21 protein-coding genes and 2 pseudogenes are annotated in these 24,195 nt (G+C 62.8%); 9 read left to right on the forward strand and 14 right to left on the reverse strand.

The genetic code is table 11. The features are described 5' to 3' along the window. Positions 1-295 precede the first annotated feature (295 nt). On the forward strand, positions 296-1,276 hold the full coding sequence (locus tag UP06_RS03995) for an ABC transporter substrate-binding protein (RefSeq protein WP_045000684.1): 981 nt from the start codon (positions 296-298) through the stop codon (positions 1,274-1,276). Between the two features lie 245 nt (positions 1,277-1,521). Here UP06_RS03995 and UP06_RS04000 read toward each other — a convergent pair whose 3' ends face one another. Beyond that, complete coding sequence (locus tag UP06_RS04000; RefSeq protein ID WP_156162749.1) at positions 1,522-3,666, reverse strand: hypothetical protein; 2,145 nt, start codon at positions 3,664-3,666, stop codon at positions 1,522-1,524. Positions 3,667-3,870: 204 nt separating this feature from the next. Between UP06_RS04000 and UP06_RS39190 the strand changes: the two genes are divergently transcribed. The 3 genes from UP06_RS39190 (at position 3,871) to UP06_RS04015 (ending at position 6,519) form a co-directional block, all read left to right on the forward strand. Then, a complete protein-coding gene (locus UP06_RS39190; RefSeq protein ID WP_156162750.1) occupies positions 3,871-4,905 on the forward strand; it encodes a site-specific integrase in 1,035 nt (344 codons plus the stop codon). A 146-nt stretch (positions 4,906-5,051) separates the two neighbouring features. Beyond that, the gene (locus UP06_RS04010; protein WP_045000687.1) at positions 5,052-5,342 is read left to right on the forward strand and encodes a helix-turn-helix transcriptional regulator; all 291 of its coding nucleotides are present in this window, start codon (positions 5,052-5,054) and stop codon (positions 5,340-5,342) included. Beyond that, entirely contained in the window at positions 5,329-6,519 is a 1,191-nt protein-coding gene (locus tag UP06_RS04015) for a site-specific integrase (protein WP_156162751.1), read from the forward strand. The genes UP06_RS04010 and UP06_RS04015 overlap by 14 nt, the downstream gene beginning before the upstream one ends. A 179-nt stretch (positions 6,520-6,698) precedes the next feature. Here UP06_RS04015 and UP06_RS04020 read toward each other — a convergent pair whose 3' ends face one another. The 9 genes from UP06_RS04020 to UP06_RS04060 form a co-directional block, all read right to left on the reverse strand. Then, positions 6,699-7,178, reverse strand: a complete 480-nt coding sequence (locus tag UP06_RS04020; protein WP_045001149.1) for a hypothetical protein — start codon at positions 7,176-7,178, stop codon at positions 6,699-6,701. Between the two features lie 11 nt (positions 7,179-7,189). Further along, positions 7,190-8,338: a helix-turn-helix domain-containing protein gene (locus UP06_RS04025; RefSeq protein WP_045000691.1), complete on the reverse strand. Its 1,149-nt coding sequence runs from the start codon at positions 8,336-8,338 to the stop codon at positions 7,190-7,192. A gap of 348 nt (positions 8,339-8,686) precedes the next feature. After that, a complete protein-coding gene (locus UP06_RS04030; RefSeq protein ID WP_045000693.1) occupies positions 8,687-8,890 on the reverse strand; it encodes a hypothetical protein in 204 nt (67 codons plus the stop codon). Positions 8,891-9,005: 115 nt separating this feature from the next. Next, on the reverse strand, positions 9,006-9,977 hold the full coding sequence (locus tag UP06_RS04035; RefSeq protein ID WP_045000695.1) for a Bug family tripartite tricarboxylate transporter substrate binding protein: 972 nt from the start codon (positions 9,975-9,977) through the stop codon (positions 9,006-9,008). Between the two features lie 58 nt (positions 9,978-10,035). Further along, positions 10,036-11,166: an iron-containing alcohol dehydrogenase gene (locus UP06_RS04040; protein ID WP_197087115.1), complete on the reverse strand. Its 1,131-nt coding sequence runs from the start codon at positions 11,164-11,166 to the stop codon at positions 10,036-10,038. A 13-nt stretch (positions 11,167-11,179) separates the two neighbouring features. Next, positions 11,180-12,217 (reverse strand): 4-hydroxythreonine-4-phosphate dehydrogenase PdxA, encoded by a 1,038-nt coding sequence (gene pdxA / locus UP06_RS04045; protein WP_045000701.1) that lies wholly within the window; start codon positions 12,215-12,217, stop codon positions 11,180-11,182. Beyond that, the gene (locus UP06_RS04050; RefSeq protein WP_045001151.1) at positions 12,214-13,320 is read right to left on the reverse strand and encodes a four-carbon acid sugar kinase family protein; all 1,107 of its coding nucleotides are present in this window, start codon (positions 13,318-13,320) and stop codon (positions 12,214-12,216) included. The genes pdxA and UP06_RS04050 overlap by 4 nt, the downstream gene beginning before the upstream one ends. 2 nt (positions 13,321-13,322) lie before the next feature. Then, on the reverse strand, positions 13,323-14,762 hold the full coding sequence (locus UP06_RS04055; protein WP_045000703.1) for an FAD-binding oxidoreductase: 1,440 nt from the start codon (positions 14,760-14,762) through the stop codon (positions 13,323-13,325). A 27-nt stretch (positions 14,763-14,789) separates the two neighbouring features. Then, complete coding sequence (locus UP06_RS04060) at positions 14,790-15,710, reverse strand: dihydrodipicolinate synthase family protein (RefSeq protein WP_045000705.1); 921 nt, start codon at positions 15,708-15,710, stop codon at positions 14,790-14,792. 123 nt (positions 15,711-15,833) lie between these two features. Here UP06_RS04060 and UP06_RS04065 point away from each other — a divergent pair, with 123 nt between their 5' ends. Together UP06_RS04065 and UP06_RS04070 are read left to right on the forward strand one after the other, a co-directional pair. Further along, entirely contained in the window at positions 15,834-16,694 is an 861-nt protein-coding gene (locus tag UP06_RS04065) for an IclR family transcriptional regulator (protein ID WP_045000706.1), read from the forward strand. Positions 16,695-16,843: 149 nt separating this feature from the next. Continuing rightward, the gene (locus UP06_RS04070; protein ID WP_045000708.1) at positions 16,844-17,575 is read left to right on the forward strand and encodes a DUF3750 domain-containing protein; all 732 of its coding nucleotides are present in this window, start codon (positions 16,844-16,846) and stop codon (positions 17,573-17,575) included. 3 nt (positions 17,576-17,578) lie between these two features. Here the strand turns inward: UP06_RS04070 and UP06_RS04075 are convergent. The 3 genes and pseudogenes from UP06_RS04075 to UP06_RS04085 form a co-directional block, all read right to left on the reverse strand. Next, positions 17,579-17,959: pseudogene (locus tag UP06_RS04075) on the reverse strand (zinc-binding dehydrogenase); the annotation flags it as partial. Between the two features lie 8 nt (positions 17,960-17,967). Continuing rightward, positions 17,968-18,873 carry a ribonuclease Z gene (gene rnz, locus UP06_RS04080; RefSeq protein ID WP_045000710.1) on the reverse strand — a complete coding sequence of 302 codons (906 nt, stop codon included), beginning with the start codon at positions 18,871-18,873 and terminating at the stop codon, positions 17,968-17,970. Positions 18,874-18,928: 55 nt separating this feature from the next. Then, entirely contained in the window at positions 18,929-19,702 is a 774-nt protein-coding gene (locus tag UP06_RS04085) for an alpha/beta fold hydrolase (RefSeq protein WP_045000711.1), read from the reverse strand. A gap of 154 nt (positions 19,703-19,856) precedes the next feature. Here UP06_RS04085 and UP06_RS04090 point away from each other — a divergent pair, with 154 nt between their 5' ends. The 3 genes and pseudogenes from UP06_RS04090 to UP06_RS04100 all read left to right on the forward strand — a co-directional run bounded on the left by UP06_RS04090 (position 19,857) and on the right by UP06_RS04100 (position 23,478). Next, positions 19,857-20,507, forward strand: coding sequence for a GntR family transcriptional regulator (locus UP06_RS04090; protein ID WP_045000713.1), 651 nt, complete (start codon positions 19,857-19,859; stop codon positions 20,505-20,507). Further along, positions 20,504-22,031 (forward strand): annotated as a pseudogene (locus UP06_RS04095) (aldehyde dehydrogenase). The gene UP06_RS04090 and the pseudogene UP06_RS04095 overlap by 4 nt, the downstream one beginning before the upstream one ends. Positions 22,032-22,110: 79 nt before the next feature. Beyond that, a complete protein-coding gene (locus tag UP06_RS04100) occupies positions 22,111-23,478 on the forward strand; it encodes an MFS transporter (RefSeq protein WP_045000715.1) in 1,368 nt (455 codons plus the stop codon). A gap of 96 nt (positions 23,479-23,574) precedes the next feature. Here UP06_RS04100 and UP06_RS04105 read toward each other — a convergent pair whose 3' ends face one another. Further along, the gene (locus UP06_RS04105) at positions 23,575-24,177 is read right to left on the reverse strand and encodes a TetR/AcrR family transcriptional regulator (RefSeq protein ID WP_045000717.1); all 603 of its coding nucleotides are present in this window, start codon (positions 24,175-24,177) and stop codon (positions 23,575-23,577) included. Positions 24,178-24,195: the final 18 nt, after the last annotated feature.

Consider the following 24,195-nt stretch of genomic DNA (forward strand, 5'->3'; position numbering starts at 1 on the left):
GCTTCCGCTCCTCGGCCGCCGCTTCATCCGCCGAACCCTGGGGTCCGCCTGGACACAAGCACACCCCGGCTGAGTTTCGATAATTAGGCATTACCGGTGGCGACGTCCGCTTCGGTTCGAGACCGACCAAGCTGACGAGGTCGCCTCGTGACCCAACTCGGACATGCGTCTCGCACTACCAGTTGCTCAAACGTTTTCCCCTCTTCCAAAGCTCAAGCCGGAAAGGTAAAATGGTTTGATCCGGAAGGTGCATTTGGACGGTCGAATATCTGGCGCCGTCCCGACAAGGCGACAAATGAGACGTCGTGCTCTCATTTTTGGTGGGGCTGCAACACTTGGATGTTTTGCGGCCATATGGCCGGCGCAGGCGCGAACACAGCAACAACAAACCTGGCGCGTCGGGGTTCTGGTCCCGGGCTTTTTGACCGGCCCCACCGGCGATTTGATCGAAGTCTTCAGACAGGAGTTGCATGGCCTCGGCTACATCGAAGGCAAGAACCTTCATATCGACCGGCGGGCAGCTGAAGGAAACAACGAGCGCTTACCAGACTTGGCAAACGAACTTGTGGCGTTAGGTCCTGATGTAATCGTTGCTGTAGCGACGCCAGCAATTGCTGCAGCGCAACGTGCGACATCATCCATTGCAATTGTCATGACCCCGGCAATCGATCCTATTGGGTCCGGCTTCGTGAAAAGCTTTTCGCATCCCGGAGGAAATATCACCGGTCTGGCAAATATGTACGGAGACAGCATCACCAAAATTTTCGACGTGCTTCAGTCCATTCTCCCAAACGCTAAAAAGATCGCCGTCTTGATGTCATCCAACGCGACACACCCAGGACAGGTTGTGATCTCAAGAGACGCGGCCAAAGTTCTGGATCTTTCAATTGTTCCAATAATGGCTGCAACGCCCGCCGATCTGGATCGAGCGTTCCGAGATATTACGAATGAACGATGTGACGCCGTATTCGTCCTAGCGGACTCCATTCGCCCGTCGATCGTCGCCTTTGCTACAGCCGCTCGCATTCCTGACATCTATCAAATCAGCGAATTCGTCGAAGCTGGCGGGCTGGCAAGCTACGGTCCACGTTTGTCGGCAATGTGGAAGCGCTCGGCGCAGTACGTAGTTAGAATATTCAAAGGTGTTGCTCCCGCCGAATTGCCAGTCGAACAGCCAACCAAATTCGATCTGGTAATTAATCTCAAGACTGCCAAGTCGCTTGGTCTCGCGTTGCCGGCAACGCTGCTCGCCCGTGCCGACGAAGTGATTGAATGACGATGAATTTGCTAAATCGCTGAGTCTGCTGTTGGCCCATCGGAGACGTCGTCCTCCTTTCGAAGGTCAGCTCTGACCCAAGAGCCGACAAGCCCTCGATAATCGGACGTTATCGCTAGCGACACGTCGCTTAGCTAGAACGAATTCCAGCCGTGCAGATTTCCGGGTGAACGAGCCATTGTTGTTGACGGTGTGCGTTGAACCGGTCCCGGCTGTCTAAGGGGCGAGGTCAAAGCATTGGGCACTCAGAAGGTGGATAGGCCTGGGATGTTGCCAGTGCTGACGCAGCTGGCGGTGGCGACTTTGTAGACATTGCAGGCAACGCCGTTGGCGCTGAAGCCCTGAAGGCCCACGCCGGTGACGGAGCTAGTGCGGATCGAGACGTACTTATCGACAGCGACGTTTCCGACATTACTGACGATGGAAACCATCATGGGAGCTCCGACACTGCCATCGTAGTCGACACAGATGGCGAGGTTCTCGCAGTGCGCGCCTGTGTTCATCTGGAACGTGCCGCCGGCCCCGAGGCTGATCGCGGTGCCGGACCACTTCGGACCGCCGACGCTGGTCTGCCAGTTGTTGTCGAAGGTGAACGAGAAGTTCCCCGAGAGGACGATCGCTGGCGACGGCGACAATGTGCCGTTCGGCACACAAAGGCCGCCATGAACCCCGAAGCCGGACGGGCCGCCATAGCCGATCTCGTACTTGATGCAGCCGCGGGCCACGGAATAGATCGCGACGTTGTCGAGGGTGTAGGCCGACTGTGTGCTGTTGGAGTAGACCATATAGGCCGTACCCATCACACTGCCGCCGCCGAACAGGACGAGGTCCTTGAGAATGGCATCGAAGGCGTTGTGGTGATTCTGCGGATCGCCCAGCGTGATGAAGTTCGTGGCGTTGACGTTGTCGCTATCGCACTGCTTCAGAACGCTGCCACCCCGAGTGTTGCCGCGAAGAGTGACATAGGCCGGGACCTCGAGGCCGTTGCAGACGAGCGAGGCTCCGGAGGGCACGACGCAGACGCCGCCGCCATAGCCGCCGGCGTCCTGGAACCAGCTCCCGATCGACGCAGAGCGCAGGCAGGCGCGAATGGCAGGGCCGTCGTCGGTCGCTCCGGCATCGCCACTGGCTTTCACGTAGTTCTGGACCGCGCCGAACTGGCGGATGTTGATATCGGCAGCGCCGCCGGCCGAGATGATCTGCCAGCCCGTCCCGCCCGCGTCGGTAAAGCTGGCCAGGGGAGCGTTCAACGAGGCGATGGTGAGCGACGGCTGCGTAGCGCAGCCAGGGATCGCTGGAGAGAACGCCGTGAAGGTCAGGACGTCGCCAAGGCGGTAGCCGCCACCGCCGGTCCCGGTGATGGTGAAGGAGGACATGGTGCCGCCGCCACCGATGGTCACGATGCCCTCGAGGCCGGAGCCGACGCCGCCGACCGGGCTGTAGCCGAAGTAGGTCCCCGGGGTGCAGCCGGAGCCAGCACCGCTCACCGTGGTGCCGTTGACCTGGGCATCGAGAAACGGCGCGTTGCCGAGGGTGTTGACGGTGAAGGTTGGCTGGACCGAGCAGCCGGGGACGTTGACGGCCGTCAGAACATTCCCGGCCGTGTAGCCAAGGCCCCGCCCGCCGGTTCCGGAGAAGACGATGGCGGTCGCGACGGTGCCTGCAACAGTCACGGTCGCCTGGGCGCGCCGGCCGGCGCCGCCCGTGAAATAGATGCCGGCGGTCGTGCCATTGGTGCAGCCGGTGCCGCCCGTGGTCACGGAGATGGACGTGATGGCCCCGGCGTTGTTCTGAAACAGCGCCCCGCCGCCATCGCCGGGGAGAGCGTAGCCGAGCGTCTGGATCGCGTTGAGGCCAGAGAGGTTCAGCGCGGCAGCTGCGGCGCGTGAGGCGAGCATCAGCTGCGTGGTGCCCGGGGCACTCACCGTGCAATTCAGCAACGCCCCACTGCAGGTGCCACTGAGCGAGACGCCGGTCCCGGCGAGAATCGTCTGGGTCGGCACTGCGTGCCAGGCATGGTCGTCGCCGAGATAGCGGCCGCTCACCGCGGTCGGCCCCGGCACGCAGCCCGACAGCGTGGTCGTGAACACGACGCAGAAATTCGCGGTTACCTGCGCCGGCGTCAGCGCTGCGGCGTTACCGCCGACGATCGAGCCGAGGAGCGTCAGCGCCGGCAGCCCGGTAATGTCGGCATAGGGAATGCCGGCCGCGATCGCATTCTGAACGAAGGCGGTCGAGGCCGCCTGGTTGTTGGTAGTGCCGAGCGGCGCCGTCGGCACGATGCAGTTCGGATTGTCTGATCCACATCCCGCTGCGGAAGGGTAAGCGGAGATGGCAACGGTACCAATTGCAACAAGGACTGCCGCGAACAGCGCTCGCAATTTCAACATGAGCGTACGACTCCAAGGGGAGTCGCGCACGAACCGGCGTAGCCGCGCCGGGGAGATTCAGAGCGAGATTCAGAAGAACTCGAGCACCTCTAAAGGAACGGGTTCGCCTTCGCCTCCCGCCACCGCTTTCCACGCGCTAGAGGGCCTGGAGCCATCCTGAATGTACGGAGCTACCCAGAAGCCCTCGGGCGGGATGGGGATACCGTGGCCCACCGTTGGCTCTTGGTTGGCCGGTACCAGATAGACCTTGCGGCTCAGACTGGGATTAACAAACGTAATCGACCGGCGCTTCGCATTCTGGCCCGCTACGTCGACTGGCTTACTTCCAACGAAGACTGTGTTGCCGCGAGGCGAGGCGGTCAGTCGGCTGCCATCTGCGAAGGCAGGTCCGAACGTGACAGTCAAAATGATGAGCGCGGTTACCTGACCGCCTTCGCCGGCACCCTTAAGGTCTCGACCTTACTTCGACGCTTGACTGCCATCCGGGTGATCCATCGAGCCCGCGGAGCGAAACTCGACACATCCGACGAGCGGTTTCGCATCTTCTGGCAGGGGCTGCGAAACAAGCATCATGTCCGCAAGACCAAGAAGGCGCCGCTGATGTCGCCCGACTTGCGAAGGGCAATGCAGGCCACGGCCAACACCTTGCAGGGGCACCGCGATCGCGCCCTGCTTTTAATAGGTTTCGCTGCCGGTCTCCGCCGGTCTGAGCTCGCTGGCCTTTGGACAGCGCAGGGTCCACACGCGCCCGGATGGATCGAGGAAACCGCCGACGGCCTCATTGTGCAACTGGCCAGCTCAAAAACGAACCAGGCGGGCGAGGAAGAGGCGATCGGCATCCCGTTCGGAAGGGATGAGGCCGTTTGCCCTGTGCGTGCCTACAGAGCTTGGCTCGCGGTCTCAGGCATCACGGCCGGACCAATATTCCGCCCCATCAGTCGACACGGCAAAATGGGAGCGTGCGCGATCACCGGCGCGGGTATCGCCTTGGTTGTGAAGCGGGTCATAGGGAAGACGGCCCTGGCCGAAGGCCTCACGGCCGAAAAAGCCAGCGCGCTGGCGGACGGCTTTTCCGGCCACTCGCTCAGATCCGGACTGGCAACCTCGGCTGCCAAGAACGGCGCCCCTGGCCACGCGATTCAGCGTCAATTGCGGCACAAATCCTTCACGACCACCCTCGAATACATCCGCATCGGCTCACTTTTTGAGGGCAATGCAGCAAGTTTCGCGCTCGTTTAGTCCTGGTCAGCAATCAACTCGGAAAGGATCGGCGGCAGTAAATCGGTCAATGCGTACTTCGGTCATGACCGATCTTGCCGCTTATCTTGACCGGGTCGTTTGGAGCATTGGTCATCGGCGACCATACGGTCCAACGGGGATGCGGAATGACCGTGCGTAAGGGTGACAATCTGTTACGCGGCGATCGCACCCCGGCCTACGTCAGCCGGGAAACCGGCGCAGCTGAGCTTCAAATTTCGCCGGATACGTGGGACCAGTGGGTCAAGGACGGACATCTTCCAGCCCCTTGTGACGCGTTTCCAACCGGCTCGCCCCGCTGGCGCTGGGAAGATGTTGACCGTAAGCTGTCAGGCAGGACGGTCGTCGGGCTCGACGCCGCCCTCAAGGGAGCGGCGAACTTTGGCAAGAAACCGGGTGGCCGGCGTGACGCTGCCTGAAGGCGTCGAAAAGACCGTCGTCCGCAAGACCAACGGCAAGGTCTACACCTACTATTACTGGAATCCCGGCCGCGGCACGGAGCGCGAAGGCGAGCGCATCAAGCTGCCGAGCGCCGACACGCAGCCAGACGCATTCTGGCGCGAGGTGAAGCGCCGGCGCGATGCCATGCCATCGGAGCTGCCGCCCGGATCTGTCGGCGCCCTGATCGCCCGCTACCGCGACAGCGACGAATTCAAGCGGCTCGCCGACGGCACGCGCGACAATTACGACGTCCACATGCGCCGCTTTGAGTCCTTGGAGACATGGGGCCTGGTCGCCGTGCCAGAGCTCGTGCCACTGGTGGTGCAGACCGCACGCGATGCGATGAAAGACAGGCCTGTCATGGCCAACCAGATGCTCTCTGTCGGCCGCACCATCTGGGACTGGGCCATCCCTCTGGCGCTCGCCGAGGCCAACCCGTTCGACAAGGTCCGCGACTTCGACATTCCCGACCGCGGCCATGTGCCCTGGCCGGCATTCGCGATCGCGCACGTCCAGGCGCACGCGCCGCCAGACCTGGTGCGCATGCTGCGGCTGGGGATGATGACCTGCCAGCGCGGCAGCGACATGATCCGGATGGGCCCGGAGCATCGCGAGCGCAACGGCATCTGGTGCCGGCCGAAGAAGACGCGCAAGCGCCGGCGTGCGTTTCACATTCCGCTGGCGATCGCCGACGCGATCGAGCTCGACCGCTGGGCCGAGACGCCGGTACGCTTCACCAACGCGCGATGGCTGAAGCCGATCGACCGCTTCCGCCAGGATCTCTATCTCTACTCGCCGAAGGGGGTCGCCTACACCGGCGACGGATTACGCGCGCGCTGGAACAGGTGGCTGGAAGACACCGAGCACGGCCGTGCGCTGTGCAAGCGCTGGAAGCAATGGGTGGCCGGCCAGGTGAAGAAGTACGAGTGGGATATCGATCCGGAGGATGCCGACCATCCGACTATTCACGGCCTGCGCGGCACCGGCATCCTCGCCCGCGCCGAGGCCGGCTACGACGTCGACCAGATCGCGAACGACATTGGCATGTCCAGGCAGAACGTCGAGCACTACATGCGGTTTAGGGATCAGATGAAGGTCGGAGCGGACGGGCAAGCGAAGTTGCGCGTCGTGAACAGTGGTAGTGTCTCAGTTTGACTTGGGCGTTCTAGACACTACGGTCACGACCATGCGCTTTGGGCCATGTGGGGTGCTAGCACCCTCCCCCCGGAGACAGTCGAAGTGGAAAAGGCGGCTCCTTGTGAGCCGCTTTTTTCTTTCCGTACCTCGCAGCGCCGCTCGTGGCCTTACGTCTGCCGAGTCACGACGAGTGGCCGCTAGGCGGCGCTTTCGCCTTCGTCTGGCGCATGCTTGCGCAGTTCGATGTCGAAGCTCAGATCCATAGGAAGCTGAATCGGTTCTTCGTCCGGATGCACATCGTTCCAGTGATCTTGGTCATAAGAAAGCATCAACCCGTCGCTGACCATTTGCTCTCGACGAAGACCTAGCGAGACATGCATCTGTGTGCGCGTTGCCTCTTCGATATCAACGAAGAAATGCAACTGAGTTCCTCCGTGAGAGGTTTTGAGCGCGTGATAGATGCGGTAAGGTTTTCCCGTCTTTTTGTCGTACTCGACAACTTCGCGAGCCGCCTCGGTAAACTGCTTTGCCAGCAGATCAAGCGGATCAGGCGGTGATGGCAGAGGCCATCCCCGTCCAGCCGCCCATTTCGCGACTCTCTTCATGTCGATTTCAGTTACTTTCGTCTCTTCCTTATATGCGCGGATGAGACGCTGCATTTCCTTGCGTCGAGACATTCTGTCCGTCCTCATAAGATGCCGAGTGGTTGAACATCCCCCCAGCCGTCTCTGATCGCATTCGGCGCGACGATCGAACGGATTTTTGTAATATGATTGCCGAACCGATCATAGCGACCGATCCGGTGACGCAACTGACCTGCTATTAAACCTGGATGAACGTTGGCCATCTTTGCAAAAGCCAAGATGTCACGCTCCGCGAACAAAGGTGCCTTTCGGGCAATGAAAGCATCCAGCATCTTCTGAGGAACGCAAAAGTCTGCCGCAGCAGAATTTGCTTGCCGCTCCTCAGCTTCGATATGATCACCCGTGCCAGCCTTGTCGCCCTCCAATTCAGCATCCAACATGTAGGTTTTACCAAGTCCGTGCCACTGACGAACATGTTCGAGCTCATGCCGCAGGACGAACCAAAAATTATCGATCCTGTCGAAGCGCAGCGACATTGCGACTACGGGCGCATTGTCGCCCAGCCAGAAGCAGACTCCATCAATCTTCGCAGACGGAAGCGTTTCCACAATCAGAAAACGGATACCGTGATCTGCCAATACACGGGGGACTTTCCGCGCTTCCTCAGCCGCTCCCAGCAACCCCTTAAGTTTACCAAGCACGCTCGGCAGGGCGGCCGCGTCGTACTTCGCGACAAGCATCTGACTCGCGATCTGCTTTACGCGATATAGCCAAGCCAACTGGATGGCGGTTGCAGGGGTGTTAACTTCTGTCTTCTTGGCGGAATGAGGAAGGACCTCGATATCCTCAATTCGGTTCACCCCGAAAAACCGCATAAGTTCTGTGGTTACTGACGGGTCACGAATGTCCGGTGCGTTGATCCAGCCCCGCTTAATCATTTCTGAGATTGGCAGCTTGCCATAAAGGTTCGCGCGCAAGGAACGGCCGGGATCAGGGCGCCGCGTCACGCGGGCCAGCGCCAGATCGTACCGGTGCTGAATGGACAAAAACTGCTCCGCTGGCACCTCAAACAATTCTTCAAGCGTAAGCGCCAGATCGGCATCAACCGGACGCTTGTCCGCAACTAGGCGGGCGATGCTGGATTTGTCCAACCCAAGAACGACAGCGAGAGTGACCTGCGACCATCCGCGCTGATCCATCAGCGCTGAAATGAACTGGCCAGGGGTGCGAAACTCTGAAGAATCGAGACTCATAACGCCATAATAGCCGAGTTGCGCAATTGCGCAACTTTGCACCCCGAGGGCGTTTTGCAAACTAGTCGGAAGTACCCGGAATTGCTCAGGTCAAAACCGCAGCCGACGGCAAAACGTGATATGTAATTTCAATGGTTTAGCCGAAAAACGGAAAGGCTACCGTTACACCATTCCCCAACGGAATAGCCGAACAAATTCAATATCTTATTGATCTGTCCGGCTGCGGCCGGAAGCGCGTTTGGCGCAAATCACGGCTCAGGCGTGGCAGCTTTCTACCCGCTCGCCCCCGGGCTGGCAAGCACTGCGGTCACCGGCGCTGTTGATCGCCCCGCGGGGCTCAGAACACGTCTACTCCGGCGCAAGCGTCGCGAGTCCGGCTTCAATGATCGCTATTTCCTCGCTGAGCTGCGTAATGGCCTGGTTCGGGTCGATGCCGGTGACGGACGTCAGCTGCCGCAGCAGATCCTGCCGGTGCACCAACATGTCGTGAAGAGCATCGCGATCGTCGAGCCTCACATATCCTTCAACGATCAATTCGGCGGAACGGGACATTGCACTCTCAAAATGAAGTTAACCTCTGAACGCTGAGGATAACCCGAAAGCGCGCTTCTCCGAGAAAGATATGCCGTAAACCTTGACGGGTAAGACTAACGCGCGGCCGCAACCCCTACTCCAGCTTGATATTCGCGGCCTCGATCACCTTCTTCCACCGCTCCGTCTCGGAGGCGATGTAGGCCGCGAACGGCTCGGAATCGAGCGCGACGGCGACGGCGCCGAGCTCGGCCATCTTCTGCACCGTGTCCGGCTGCTGCATGAAGGCGCGGATCTCGGCCGAGAGCTTTTCAACGATCGGCTTCGGCGTGGCGGCGGGGACGAAGAAGCCGTGCCAGGCCACGGCCTCGAAGCCCGGCAGGAATTCGGCAACGGCGGGGACTTCCGGATCGAACGCGGCGCGTTTCGGCGTCGCGGTCGCGAGGATCGCGAGCTGCCCTGTCTTCACCTGCGGCAGCAGCAGCGGCACGTTGTCGAAGGCGAGATCGATCTGGCCGCTCAACAGATCCGTCAGCATCTGGCTCGAGCCCTTGTAGGGCACGTGCACCATCTTGGTGCCGGTCATCTGCTGGAACAGCTCGCCGGCGAGATGCTGCGAGGTGCCGACACCGGCCGAGCCGAACGAGACCTTGTCCGGGTTCGCCTTCAGATAGGCGATCAGCTCGGGCACGGTCCGCGCCTTGATCTTGTCGGGGTTGACGACGAGGACGTTGGGCACGACGCTGATCTGGGCGACCGGCGCGAGATCCCTGTCCGGCTGGTAGCTGAGCTTCGGGCCGTACAGCGTCGGATTGATCGCAAGCGCCGACGTGCTGGCAAGGCCCAGCGTGATGCCGTCGGGTGCCGACTTCGCCAGCCGCGTCACGCCGAGGATCGAGCCGGCGCCGCCGACGTTCTCGACCACGAACGGTTTGCCGAACTTCATCTGCAAATGGTTGGAGACCATGCGGGCGAAGATATCCGCGGTGCCGCCGGCGGCGAAGGGAACGATCACCGTCACCTGCTTGGACGGATAGCCATCCTGCGCCTGCACCGGCGACGTCGCCAGCAGCAGTGCTGACGCAAGACCAAGCCACATCGATCTCATCGAAGCTTCCTCTATTTTCACTGTGTTTTTGATTGGCTGCCGCAAGCAGCGGGACTGGCTAGAACGCGACCTCGTACATGTTGAGGATCTCATCCCGGCCAAGGTCGCGCGGGTTGTTGTCGAGCAGACGGCGAATGGCGTGCGCCTCGTCGGCCATCACGCCGAGATCACGTTTGGGCACGCCGAGCGCGGACAGCCGCATCTCGATGCCGAGGTTCTTGCAGAACTCATACGTCGCGTCGAAAGCAAGTTTCGGATCGTTGCGCTCAGACAGACCAAGCGCGCCCAGCACCGCGACCGTCTTCGCTTCGACCGCCGGCATGTTGAAGGCCAGTGTGTGCGGGAAGATCACGGCGCAGGCGAGCCCATGCGCCACGTGGTGGCGTGTGCCGAGCGGATAGGCCACGGCATGGCCGGCGGTCGTGTTCACGGGACCGAGGCAATACCCGCCGTAAAGCGAGGCCAGGGAAAGACCGGCGCGCGCCTCACGATCGCTGCCGTCGGCGACCGCGCGCTTGAGGTAGCGCCCGACCAGCCGCGCGCCTTCGAGCGCATAGAGATCGATCGTCGGATGCGCCTTGCGGCTGGTATAGGCCTCGACGCAATGCGCCAATGCATCGACGCCGGTGGCCGCAGTCACCTCCTTCGGCACGGTCATGGTGAGATCGGGATCGACGATCGCGATATCGGCGAGCATGAAGCGGCTCTGCACTGCCTGCTTGTTCTGGCTGACGGGATCGGTGACCAGCGCGCGGGTGCCGGCTTCGCTGCCTGTGCCCGACGTGGTCGGAATCTGCATCAACGCCACGCTGCGGCCGACGACCTTCTCAGGCCCGACGATGTCCGCAAAGGCCACATCGCTGGTGCAGAGCACCGCGACCAGCTTGGCGAGATCCATCGCGCTGCCGCCGCCAAAGCCGACGACGAGATCAGGCTTGACCTCTTTCGCCATCGCCACCGCCTTCTCGAGATTGGGCAGGTCGGGCTCGGGCTTGACGTCGCCGAACACCTTCACCGCGCCCGGCAGCCCCAGCGTGTCGACGCGGCGCGCATTGAAGGAGTCGGAAATCACCAGCGGCCGCTTGGCACCGATCCGCTCGGCGAAGCGCGCCGCAGCAGAGATCGTGCCGCAGCCGAACTCCAGCGTGGTGGGACGTTGGATTTCGATGGGCGTGAAGGCGTTGGTCATGGGTCGTTCGATCTCATGATTTGGAAGCGGCGGCGCCAGCGGCCAGCCGTTCGGCATAGTCGATGGCCTCGATCAGGCTGTGCTCATTGGCAATGCCCTTGCCGGCGATGTCGAAGGCGGTGCCGTGATCGACCGAAGTGCGAATGATCGGCAAGCCCAGCGTGATGTTGACGCCGGACAGCTCCTGCCACCGGCCGGTCGCGGGATCGACCTGGAAGCCGAGCAGTTTGACGGGAATGTGCCCCTGGTCGTGATACATCGCGACCACGGCATCGAACTGGCCGGCGCGCAGCTTGACGAAGACGGTGTCGCCGGGCACCGGACCGACGATATCAAGACCATCGGCGACCGCTTTGGCGATCGTCGGCGCCGAGACGTCGATATCCTGCCGGCCAAACAGGCCGCCCTCGCCGGCATGCGGATTGAGCGCGGCAATCGCGATCTTGGGCTTGGCAATGCCGAGCCGCAGCAGCGCATCGTTGGTGAGGTCGATCACCAGCCGCAATCGTTCCGGCGTCAGACGCTTCGGCACGTCTTCCAGGGCGACATGGGTCGAGACATGGCTGACGCGCATGTTGCCATGGGCCAGCAGCATCACCGAGCCGCGCACGCCGGTGAGATGTGCGAGCATCTCGGTGTGGCCGGGGAAGTGATAGCCGGCCTTGTTGAGGGCTTCCTTGTTGAGCGGCGCCGTGACGATGGCCGAGGTCCGGCCTGCCTGCGTCAGACGCACGCCCTGCTCGATCGCCTTGTAGGCAAAGCGCCCCCCGTCAGCGCTCAGCACGCCGGGCTTGATCGGGTCACCCTCTGTGTCGGCTTGCAGGTAACAGAGGTTGGGCCATTCGCGATCATCGGCCTTCACTTCCGGAATCACAACGGCAGAACCGAGCGCGGCCTTCGCGCCGTCCAACGCCGCACCGCTGCCAATGACCAGCAGGCGCAGATCACCGCTCGCGATCCGCTCCTTCAATCCGACACAGGCCTTGACGATGATCTCCGGTCCGATCCCGGCGGGATCGCCCATGGTGATAGCAAGGTGACGAGAGGTCATATTGGACGCTCCATTCTGAGCAGATGATTGTCCCGGAGCAAGTCCCGCCACAGCTCGCTGGGACCGAACGCACCGGATTTCGAGATGACGTCAACGCCGGCCCAGCGGCCGCCTTGCAGCACCGAGCGTGGCAATCCCGGCACGATACGTCCTGTCACCTGGAGCGCACGCGCACCAAGCGCAAGGCATACGGCCTTCAGGGTCTCGCCGCCAGCGACGATCAAGGTGCCGGGCGGTTCGAGCGCCGCGATCAGCGCCGTCATTTCGCTTGCAATCCGCCGCGCAGCTTCGGCTCGCGACAGGCCGTCCGGAAGTGCGAATTGCACCATTGCCACGCCATTGTCAGCCAATTTGCGCTGAACCCTGGCGCCCCCCTCGCCTTCAGCCAGCGCGATGGTGGCTTCGCCACATGCCGCGAGTTGGGAGGCCGTGGCGGGCTGGTCGGAGCCGAAAAGGCCCAGCACGGGCCGCTTCAATTGCAGTGGTGCATCAGCACGATGATTGCGGGCGAGTGCACCGGCCAGGCCGCCACTCCCGCACCACAATACGGGCCCAGGCATTCGCCGCCCCATTTCGACGACGCGATCAAGGCAGAGGTCGCTCTCGGCGTCGAACACTTGAACACCGCCTTGCGACAGCGTGTCAGCCCCAGCCAGTCGCGCCTCGATGCCGTCCTGCTTCAATTGATCCAGCAGATTGTCGCCGACGCGATGCCACTCGCCTTGCTGAGTCCGCGCGAATTGCTGGCCACCCGCGGTGCGGCGTCCCTGATAGTCGAAGGCAGGCGCGACAACGCAGGACGCCCAGTCCCCGCCCCGGAGGCAGGCGCCGAGCTCGGCCGCCCACGCACCACGCAGGAGACTGTCGACCTTCTTGTAGGCGATTGTCGCCCCCTGAAGCAGCGGCGCCAGCCGCCCGACGATCTCGACGCTCTCCGCTTTTGAGCGCTCACGGGTGCCGCTGTCGATCGCCAGGCTCAGCGCGCCCGGCGTTGAAGATGCATCCTGCCAGGTGACGTCGAACGGCCCGCACAGGCCGACGAACTCCGCCGCGGTGTCGAGCGCGCCGGTGAGATCGTCGGCAAGCAGGCGGACGCTCGTCATCGTCATGTCGCTCCTTTGCCAAAAATCTTGCCGGGATTCATCAGGCCGTTCGGATCGAGCAATCGCTTGATGCCGCGCATCAGCTCGATATCGAGGGGATCGGCAACGCGGGCGAGTCGGCCGCGATTGGTGATCCCGATGCCATGCTCGGCGCTGATCGCCCCGCCCTGCGCTGCGGTCTCGTCATCGACGATCTCGTTGATCTCGGCCACCAGCCTGGCGGTCGCATCCGGGTCCTGGCAACGCGCCCGGTCGATCAGGGCTACGACGTGGATGTTGCCGTCGCCGATATGGCCGTGCATCGCGACGTTGGCATGCGGCACGGCCGCCTTGATCCGGGCCTCGACATTGGTGACGAAGGCCGCCTGGCGCTCCAGCGGAACAACGCTGTCATGCGACACCACATAACCGCTGCGCTTGTTGCCTTCGGACACGCTGTGACGGACCGCCCAGATCGCTTTCGCTTGCGAAAGGTTAGAGGCAAGTATCGCATCTTCGGCGAGCCCCGCCTCCATCGCGTCCGCAAGCACCGTGGCCAGTGGCTCGTTGAGGTCGACGCCGGCGAGCGTGTCGGTCAACTCGACGATCAGATACCACGGCGTCGTCAGCGCGAAGGGAACGGTCACGTGCGGCACGGTCGCGGCGATCGCCTCGATCTGCGAGCGCGACATGATCTCGAGGCTGCCGAGCCGGTCGCCGACTGCGCCGCGCAGACGCTGCATGATCTCGAGCGCTTGCTCGACGCCCTGCAATTTCAGCAGCGCCAGCGCCGAGCTGCGCGGCGGCGCAAATAGTTTCAGCACCGCCGCGGTGACGATGCCGAGCGTTCCTTCCGCGCCGATGAAAAGCTGCTTGAGCGCGTAGCCGGTGCTGTCCTTGCGCAGCGCGCGCAGGCCGTTGAAGACGCGGCCGTCCGGCAGCACGACCTCGAGCCCGAGCACAAGATCGCGCGTCGGCCCATAGCGCAGCACGGCGGTGCCGCCGGCATTGGTCGAGATGTTGCCGCCGATCTGGCAGGAGCCTTCGGCACCCAAGCTCAGGGGGAAATAGCGATCGACGGCCTTCGCCGCGTCCTGCACCTCAGCGAGGATGCACCCGGCTTCCACCGTGATCGTGTTGGCGAGCGGGCTGACGTCACGCACGGCCCGCATGCGGTCGAGCCGGATCACGACATTGCCCGCGCGATCGTCCGGCGTCGCGGCGCCGCACATGCCGGTGTTGCCGCCCTGCGGCACGATCGCAAGGCGCTTCTCCCCGCAATATTTGACGATCGCCGCAACCTCGGCAGTCGAGCGGGGCTTCACCACCGCAACCGCACGACCGTGATAGCGACCGCGCCAGTCCACCACATAGGGTTCCTGATCGGGCGCGGATGCAATGACGTGCTTGTCGCCGACAATAGCGGCGAGCCCGGTCAACGCATCCTCGAAAGAATCGGACATCTGATCGCCTCGTCGTCCGCACCCAGCCTAGACAGCAGCCGCGAATGCGGCAGCACTCGCGAGCAGTTCTTTCACCTGAGCTGACGGCAGGAACTCCAGCGGCGGCCGCAGGCGTTGCCATCCGGCATGGCCGGTGCGTTCGGCAACCAGCGCCTTCAGGGAGGCCATCTGCGCGAAGCGCGAGACCAGCTCGCGCGCGCTCACGATGCGCGCCTGTGCCGCCTTGAGCGCCGCGTCGTCATCGCTGTCGCGAAAGTGCTTGTAGACATAGGCGAGGTCGCGCGCGATGAGATTGGAGGTCGCGGTGATGCAGCCCGCCCCGCCCTTGCGCAGCAGCGGCAACAGCAGCGGATCTGCGCCGACCAGCACGGCAAAGCCCGGGAAGCGTTCGACCATCGCGGTCATGTTGGCGAAGTCGCCGGATGAGTCCTTGATGCCGACGAAGGTGGCCGGATACGCCGCGCGCAACCGCTCGATCAGCGCGTGCGAGATCGGCTGCGCCGACATTTGCGGAATGTGATAGAGCACGATCTTGAGCCGCGCGTCGCCGATACGCTGCACGACTTCGCTGTAGGACGCATAGACGCCATCATCGGTGACGCCCTTGTAGTAGAACGGCGGCAGCATCACCACGGTGTCGACGCCGACCGAGAGCGCGTGGCGCGTAAGCGCAATGGTCTCGGTGAGCGCAGCGACACCGGTGCCGGGGAGAAGCCGCTGCGGCGCGATGCCGGCAGCCACCACCGCCTCGAGAAGTGCGGTGCGCTCAGTGGCCGAGAAGGAGTTCGCCTCGCCGGTGGTGCCGAGCAGCGCGATGCCTTCACAGCCTTCGTCCAACAGGTAGCGGCAGTGCGCGACGAAACGCGCATGATCGGGGGCGAGCTCGGCGTCGAGCGGCGTCAACGCGGCGGAAAACACACCATGAGGGTGCAGCGATGATGTCGACAAACTTCCTCCGATCGTCAAATCGATATTGTTCGGAATGCGAACATTTGTTATGATCTGACACGTTGGTAAGATCAGCCTGCCGCCGCGTCAAGGGTGACAGCTGTCATGGCAGGACATTCAGGCATGGCCAAGGTCGAAAAGAAGGCCGCAAAGCGCGCAGCGGAAACGCCCCCGACGAATCCCAAGACTAATCCAAAGAACACCAATCCAAAGAACTATGTCGCTTCTGTCGGCAAAGCCTTCGCCGTGCTCAAGAGTTTCACCAGCGAGCACTTCGAGCTCACCTTGAGTGAAGTTGCCGCACAGGCCGATCTCGATCGTGGCACGGCTTTCCGGCTGATCCAGACCCTGATCGAACTCGGCTATCTCCAGGCCGTTCCGCAAAGCCGCCGGTTCCGCCTCGGCGTCGCCTGTCTCGATCTCGGCTACACCGTGCTGTCGCACGGATCGTTGCGCACGATCGTCGAGCCGCTGCTGCGCGGCCTCGTGCCTGATGTGGGCGATGCGGCGTCGCTCGGCATCCTCGACGGCGGCGACGTGATCTATCTCGCGCGCGTCGGCGCGGGCCTCGATCGCCACAAGATGGATCGCCGGCCGGGCTCGCGGATTCCCGCCTACAGTGCCGCCCTCGGCCATGCCATGCTGGCGCATCTCGCCCGCGACGAGCAAATCCGGCGGCTGGACGCGCGGCCCCGTGTCAAATTGTCAGAGCGAACGCTGACCGATCTCGACGCGCTGCTCGACCGGCTCGATCTCGTGAAGCGGAAAGGCCATGCCGTCTCCGATGGCGAGAACGCTTATGGCCTGCGCACGCTGGCAACGCCGATCCTCGATGCCCAGGGTTTTGTGATCGCGGGATTGAGTGTCACCGTGGACGCCATGCGCATGGACATGCCCACCTTTCGCGATGAGGCGCTGCCGCGGCTGATGCAGGTGACGAGCCAGGTGCAGGAGCTTGCGATCAAGTCGGGATTGTCGAACTGAGTACGTCTTCGCCAAAATGTGATCACGACGGCGGCGGGCCTGATCGAAGCTGGATGATCTGCGCTCCCAGACGTCATTGCACGAGAGCTCTCGAGAACTATATCGTCAAGGTTCGCCTCCCGAAGCTTGACCTTCCCTTGAGAAAAGCAGTGCTCACGTTTTTCCTGCTCGTATTCGTGCCGATCGGCGTGTCGGCAGCGCGGTATTACTGGGTCGGAGACGGTCGCAGTAACTGGCAGACGGCGGACCGGTCGAGCGCGGGCCTGTTGCCACCGGCCGCTTCCAATCCCGATGCCCTGATCCGAATTTACGCTGCGCGTACGGTGCGATGGCGCAGTATATTCGCTGTCCACACATGGATCGTCGTCAAGGAAAAGGATGCCACCAGCTACAGCCGTTACGACTACACCGCATGGGGCGAACCGATCCGGAGCAACGGCTTTGCGCCCGACGGCCGGTGGTTCGGAGCCACACCGGAAACCGTCGTGGCCGTTGATGGCCCAAGTGCCGAAGCCCTTATTCCGAAGATGCGGCACGTCATCGAGAATTACAAATTTCGAACCTACGGTGACTACAGCGCGTGGCCCGGGCCGAATTCGAACACCTTCGTTCAAGCCGCATTGGATGCCGTGCCCGAACTTCGCGCGGTGCTGCCACCGACCGCGATCGGCAAGGACTATCCCTATTCCGGGCGATGGTTCGGGCTGACCGCCTCGGGAACCGGTTTCTATGCCTCGCTCTCGGGTTATCTCGGGCTGACGTTCGGCTGGGTGGAAGGTCTTGAGATTAACTTCTTCGGCGCCGTGCTTGGCCTCGACCTCCGGCGCCCTGCAATAAAACTCCCAGGCCTCGGCCGCCTTGGTGTGGCGGCCGGCCTGTAAGGCCTAAAGCTTCACAACGATCTTGCCGAAGTGCAAGCCGGTGCGGAGATAGGCATACGCTTCGGGGGCCTCGTCGAAGCCGTACACCCGATCGACGATCGGGTGGATCGCGTTGTCGATCAGGAAACGATTCATGGCGGTGAAATGTTCGCGCGATCCGACGGTGACGCCGATGATGTCGGCGTTCTCCCACTGCAGGCGCGCGAGATCCGGCTTCGGGCCGAACCCGGTTAAAACACCGATCTGGACGATCTTGCCACCCGAAGCGACCGATCGTAGCGATCGGTCATAGGTGCCGGGACCGCCGAGCTCGAGGATGTGACTCGCGCCTTCGCCATCCGTCGCCTTCATCAGGGCGACATCCCAATCAGGAGTGTCGCGATAGATCGCAGCTAGACGACAAGGTGATCAAAGTCGGCGGCGATCCGCGTGTTCGGAAAGATATTTGCCGCCTCGGCCAGAATTTCTTCATCCTGATAGCGCCCTGAGAGATGGGTCAGCACGAGCTGCTTGACGTTGTTGGCGGCCGCAAAGGACGCCGCCTCTGCCGCGGTGAGATGGCCGTAGTCCCGCGCGGTCGATGCGTCACGATCGAGGAAGGTCGCTTCGATCACCAACATGTCGGCGTCGGCGACGTATTTTGACAACCCCTCGGTGGTTTCGGTGTCGCCGATCACCACGAGCTTCCTGCCGCCACTTGGCGGCCCCAGAACATCCTCCGGATCGATCGTTCGGCCGCCTTCAATCACCACCGGCCGCCCTTCAGCCAATTCTCCGCGCATGGGACCGTCCGGCACACCAAGCGCCGCGAGGAGATCGGACCGAAGATGACGGCGGGCGGGGCTTTGAAAAGAGAAACCAAAACTGTCGGTGTCGCGATGGCGGATCGGAAAGCAGTCGATGGTGAAATCACCGGCGTCGACGACCTGCCCTTCCGTCAAGGCTGCGAACTCCACCGGGATCGGCGCCCTGCCCGCGCCCCACAGGCCTGCGAGCATCCGGACGACGATGTCGAGCGTGCCCTGTCCGCCATGGATCGTCATCACTTCGGAGTTTTGTCGCAACCCCAGCGTCGAGAACAGTCCGGGGATGCCGAGCACGTGATCGAAATGGCCGTGCGTCAGCAGAATCCGGTCAAGACGCCGAAAGCCGGCACCGCTGCGTAACAACTGGCGCTGCGTGCCCTCGCCGCAATCAATCAGGATGCGCTTGCCCGCCGCGTCCACGAGAAGGGCCGGATGGTTGCGCTCCGCGGACGGAACGCTGGCCGAGGTCCCGAGAAATGTCAGGGCGAACATTGTCTTCTCTTTTGCGAGGCCGGGGAGCTTATCCGCCCTTATACGGCCTGCGAGCTCAGAGCAGAAAGTCCTTCACCGCATCGAGAAATTGTCTTGGCGATTGAAGCTGGGGCACGTGCGCGCAACCCGGAATGATCTTGAGTTCGGCGTGCGGTAATCCAGCCGCCAGCTCATGCGACATCGGCGGAGGCGTCGCTTCGTCGTGCTCGCCGACCAGGACGAGGACCGGGATTTTCACCCCGGCAAGCTCGGTGCGGAGATCGAGTCCAGCCAACGCGTCGCAGGCGGCGCAAAACACGGTCGGATCGGTCCGCAGAAAGGCTTCACGCCGCCCCTGCATCAGTTCGGGATGCTGCTCTTGAAAGTCGGGAGCGAATAGACGTCGCATCGCGACATCCGTGATGGCCGCCAGTCCTTTCTCCCGAGACACTCTCGACATGTTGCGAAAGGCCTCGCGACCGGGCTCGGTGAACGCCGCGCCGCAATCGGCGAGAACGAGCTTGCTGGCGATCTCGGGGTGACGGATCGCCATCTGCAAGGCGACGAAGCCGCCATAGCCATTGCCGAGCACGATCGCCGACGCGCCGCCCGCAGCGTCCTTCACGGCCTCTGCCATCCGGTCCGCGACCGCGACAAGTCCGCCTTCCACCGCATGCGAGCGGCCAAAACCCGGCAGCTCCGGCACGATGGTCCGAAACGATTTCTCAAGCTCAGGCACGACCGCGTCGAAACTCGCACGATCCGACAACAACGAGTGGAACAGGAAAAGCAGCGGCCCATCGCCCGATTGCGTTGCGTTGACGGTGCCGTTGGCAAAAAGCCTGTCCATGTCCGGTCTTTCTCGTACTGCGTCGGTCGGATCACACACAGCTGCGCACCCTGACAGTCAGATTGATAAATCAAATCGCCGGGAATTCAAGCATTTGGCACTTGACGTGATATATCACGACTGGAATATTAATGGCATGGAGTGACCCAAAAACATGCTTTTGCGCGAAAATATCTATGATCTTCTCAGAGCTGATATTTTAGCTTGCCGCTTCGCGCCGGGCGATGAAATGCGCGAGCAGGACCTGGCCGAGCGTTATGAGGTGAGCCGGCAACCGGTTCGGGATGCGCTTTTGCGGCTCCAGCGCGAGCACCTCGTCACGGTGCAGCCACGCCAGGGCTATCGGGTCACGCCGATCTCGCTCTCCGACGCCCGCGACCTCCTGCGCTTCCGTCTTGCGCTGGAGCCTGCCTGTGTTGCTGAAGCGATCGAGAGCGCCCCCGACAGCGTTTTGAGATCGCTCGACCAATTTCGCCGCTTCTCCGGTAGCCATGAGGACTTCATCACCTACAACCGCGGCTTCCACACCGCGCTGGCAAACGCGTCCGGCAATCGCCGCATGGCGACGGCGTTGTGCGATCTGATCGGCCAGGCCGACCGGCTGGTCCGCGTCAGCGTCTCCAATCTCAGGGGCCACGACCCGGCCAAGCTCGTCGCCGAGCACGTTGCGCTGATCGAGGCCATGCAGCAGCGCGAGGCGCGAACCGCGGCGCGCATCATCAAGGCCCACATCGGGGCCACCGAGAAACGCGTGCTGCCGGCGCTCAAGCGCAGCGCCGTCATCGTCGAAGAGAGGTCATCATGAACATTCCGTCGAAGCCTGCGTCCATCGACGCAGAAATCCATGGCAACTTCATCGATGGACGTGAAGTCGAAGCCGGCAACGGCACGATGCTGGACGTCCGCAATCCCGCGACCGGCGACGTGATCGCCCGCATCCCCAATTCGACCATCGAGGACATCGATCGCGCCATGAAGAGTGCGCGTGCGGCGTTCGAAGGCAAAGCCTGGGGCGGCATGGACACGCGCGCACGTGCCAGACTGGTCAACAAGCTTGCCGATGCCTTCGAGGCTAATCTCGACAGCCTCTACCGGCTGGAGACCCTCAACAATGGCCGGCCGATCAACGAGACCCGCGCGCAGCTCTCCCGCCTACCCGATTTCTTCCGTTACTTTGCCGGCGTTGCGCTGGCGCGCCGCGACTCCGTAATCCCGGTCGAAGGCGCCTATCTGAACTACACGCTCCGCACCCCCATCGGCATCGTCGCCAACTGCACGCCGTTCAATCATCCCCTGATGATCCTGTGCAAGTCGCTCGCCGTGGTGCTGGCGACCGGATGCGTGACCGTGGTCAAGCCGTCCGAATACACGCCGCTGACAACACTGAAGCTCGCGCAGATCTTCACTGAAGCTGGCCTTCCGCCCGGCGTCTTCAATATCGTGCTGGGATTAGGCCAGAGCGCAGGCAAGATGCTGGCCGAGCATGGCGATATCAACAAGCTGGTCCTGACCGGCGGCACAGAGGCAGGCCGCATCGCCGGCAGCGCGGCCGCAAAAGTCTTTGCGCACCAGACCATGGAGCTCGGCGGCAAGACGCCGGTGATGGTGTTCGACGATTTCGACGTCGACCGCGCCGTCAATTACGCCGCGTTCGGTGCTTTCATCGGCGCTGGACAGACCTGCGTCTGTGCCTCGCGCCATATCGTTCAGGCCACGATCTACGACGAATTCGTCGAGAAGCTGAAGGCCAAGACCCGCACAATCCGCATCGGCGATCCCTTCGATCCGAACACGCAACTGGCCGGTGATCTCGGCCCGGCAGCGCGACCGCGTTCTGACCTATACGGGCTACGGTCACGAAGACGGCGCGCGTCTTATCACCGGAGGCATTGCTGCGAAGGTGCCCGGCCACGACAACGGCTATTTCGTCGAACCGACGGTCTTTTCTGACGTCACATCCGACATGCGCATCTTCCAGGAGGAAGTGTTCGGTCCCTTCACCTCGGTGACGCCGTTCGGGGACGAGGCCGATGCGCTGCGGCTTGCCAACAATTCACCCTTCGGCCTCGCGGCGGCCATCCGCACCCGCGACGTCGCGCGCGCCCATCGTGTCGCCGCGGCGGTGAAGGCCGGCATCGTCTGGGTCAACGACCACCACCGGCTCGACCCGGCATCGCCCTGGGGCGGCGTCGATGATTCCGGCATCGGCCGCGAATGCGGCACCGAAAGCTTCGACGACCATTTCAACACCAAGAGCGTGATGGTCGCGACCCACGAACAGCCGTTCGACTGGTATCGCGACACGGCCAGCCAGAAGCGGCTGAACTAACAAAAAAATTTCAAGCGGCAGATCGCCCCTAGAGAAGGCGGGCCGCATCGACGGGGATAACAGTCAAGGGAGAGCGTCAATGTCGACATCGGTGAACGCAGGCGGCCGTCTTGATCGGCTTCCGGTCGGACCATTCCATCGCCGCATCATGCTGCTGATCGGCATCGGCATGTTCTTCGACGGTTTCGACATCTACATCGCCGGGACCGTGCTCAGCGTGACGCTGAAGACCGGATTTTCGACACTCGCCCAGAACGCGGCCTTCATCTCCGCGACCTTCGTCGGCATGATGCTGGGATCGTTCGGCACCGGCTTCCTCGGCGACCGCTACGGACGCCGCTTTACCTATCAATTCAATTTGCTCCTTTTCGGCATCGCTTCGCTCGCTGCGGCGTTCGCGCCGGACATGGCCTTCCTCATCGCCTGCCGGTTCGTGATGGGCGTTGGATTAGGTGCCGAGAACGTCGTCGGCTATTCGACCATGACTGAATTCGTGCCCGCGCGCACGCGCGGCAAATGGCTCGGCCTCATGGCTGTTTGCGTCGTGACGGGCTTGCCCGTGGCGCTGCTGGTCGCATCCGTGCTCGTACCGCAGTTTGGCTGGCGCTCCATGTTCATTCTCGGCGGCATCGGCGCGCTGATCGTGTGGTACATGCGCAAATCGTTGCCGGAATCGCCGCGCTGGCTGGAAGCCGTGGGACGCACCGCTGAGGCGGAAACTCTCATGCAGGCCATCGAGAAGGAGGCGGCCCAGGGTCAGCCCTTGCCTGCGCCTGCCGCGATGGCGCCGGTGCCGGTATCCCCCGATCTCGGCACGTTGTTCACCGCGCCGCTGCTGTCGCGGATGATCGTCGGCGCCGTCTGCCTGATCACGATCAACACCCTGCTCTATGGCTTTGTGACCTGGCTGCCCGTGTTCTTCGTCAAGCAAGGCCTCTCGATCGCAACGTCCTTCGGCTATTCGCTGCTGATGGCGCTCGGCGCGCCGATCGGCTCGGGCATCGGCGCATTGACTGCCGACCGCTGGGGCCGGAAACCGACCATCATCGGCGCGTCCCTGATCACGGTGGCGTTGGGTATCCTCTACCCCATGATCTCCGATCCGATCCTGCTGCCGGCCGTGGGCTTCGCCTTGACCGTGCCGATCTACGTCCTGGTCGCACTCCTGTTCGGCATCTACATTCCCGAGCTGTTTCCGACCGAGGTGCGCCTGCGCGCCTCCGGCATCGTCAATACGCTGGGGCGCGGCGCCACGATCGTCACACCGTTCCTCGTCGTGTCGCTCTTTGAATCGCGCGGCGTGGCAGGCGTCATGGCGCTGATGATTGGACTGCTGGTGGTGCAGATCATCACGGTGTGGGCGCTCGGCATCGAGCCCCGGCATCGCAGCCTCGAAGAGCTCAAGGCCGAGGAAACCGCTTCGCCGGTCTTGAGTGAAGCTTCGTGAGGATATCTCTGGTCTTTGCTCAACGCTGATCGCACTGCCCGGCGCTCCGATGCCTGCATCGGGGCGTCGTTTTTTGCCAGGCAGATTGATCGCGCCCTACTCCTGCTTCGACTGCGCCTCGATCGCCTGAACGGCCACGCTCGCGACCTGCCGCAACGCCTCGCGGTCGGCACCTGAAGATGCCATTACGCCCATGCCGACGGAGACGGCCGAGACATAGCGCGCGAGCGCAGCGGGATCCGACGTCGGCTTGAGATCGCCCTCCGTCTTAGCGCGCACGAAGCGGTCGCGGAGCTGGTCTTCGTTCTGGGCGCGGCGGGCGGCGAGCTCGAAGGGGACGTTTTCGGAGCCGGTGCCGCAGGCGATGCCGCCCTGCACGAGCAGGCAGCCGGGGGGATTGGCGGGATCGGTCTGCTTGTCGGCGATGCCCATCAGCATCCGCTCGGCGACCTCGCGGGCGGTGGGTGACGCGACCACCTCGTCCATCCAGCCGCCGCGCAGCTTGGTGTAACGGTCGAGCGCGGCCTTCAGCAGACCTTCCTTGTTGCCGAAGCAGGCATAGAGGCTCGGCGGGTTGATGCCCATGGCCTCGGTGAGTTGAGCAATCGTGGCGCCCTCATAACCGTGGCGCCAAAACACTTCCATCGCCTGGTCCAACGCCGTCTCGGCGTCGAATTCGCGGGGGCGTCCCATGCCCATGTGCCTGTTCTCCTCGGT

The sequence above is a fragment of the Bradyrhizobium sp. LTSP857 genome (assembly GCF_000938285.1).
Classification (GTDB): Bacteria; Pseudomonadota; Alphaproteobacteria; order Rhizobiales; family Xanthobacteraceae; genus Bradyrhizobium.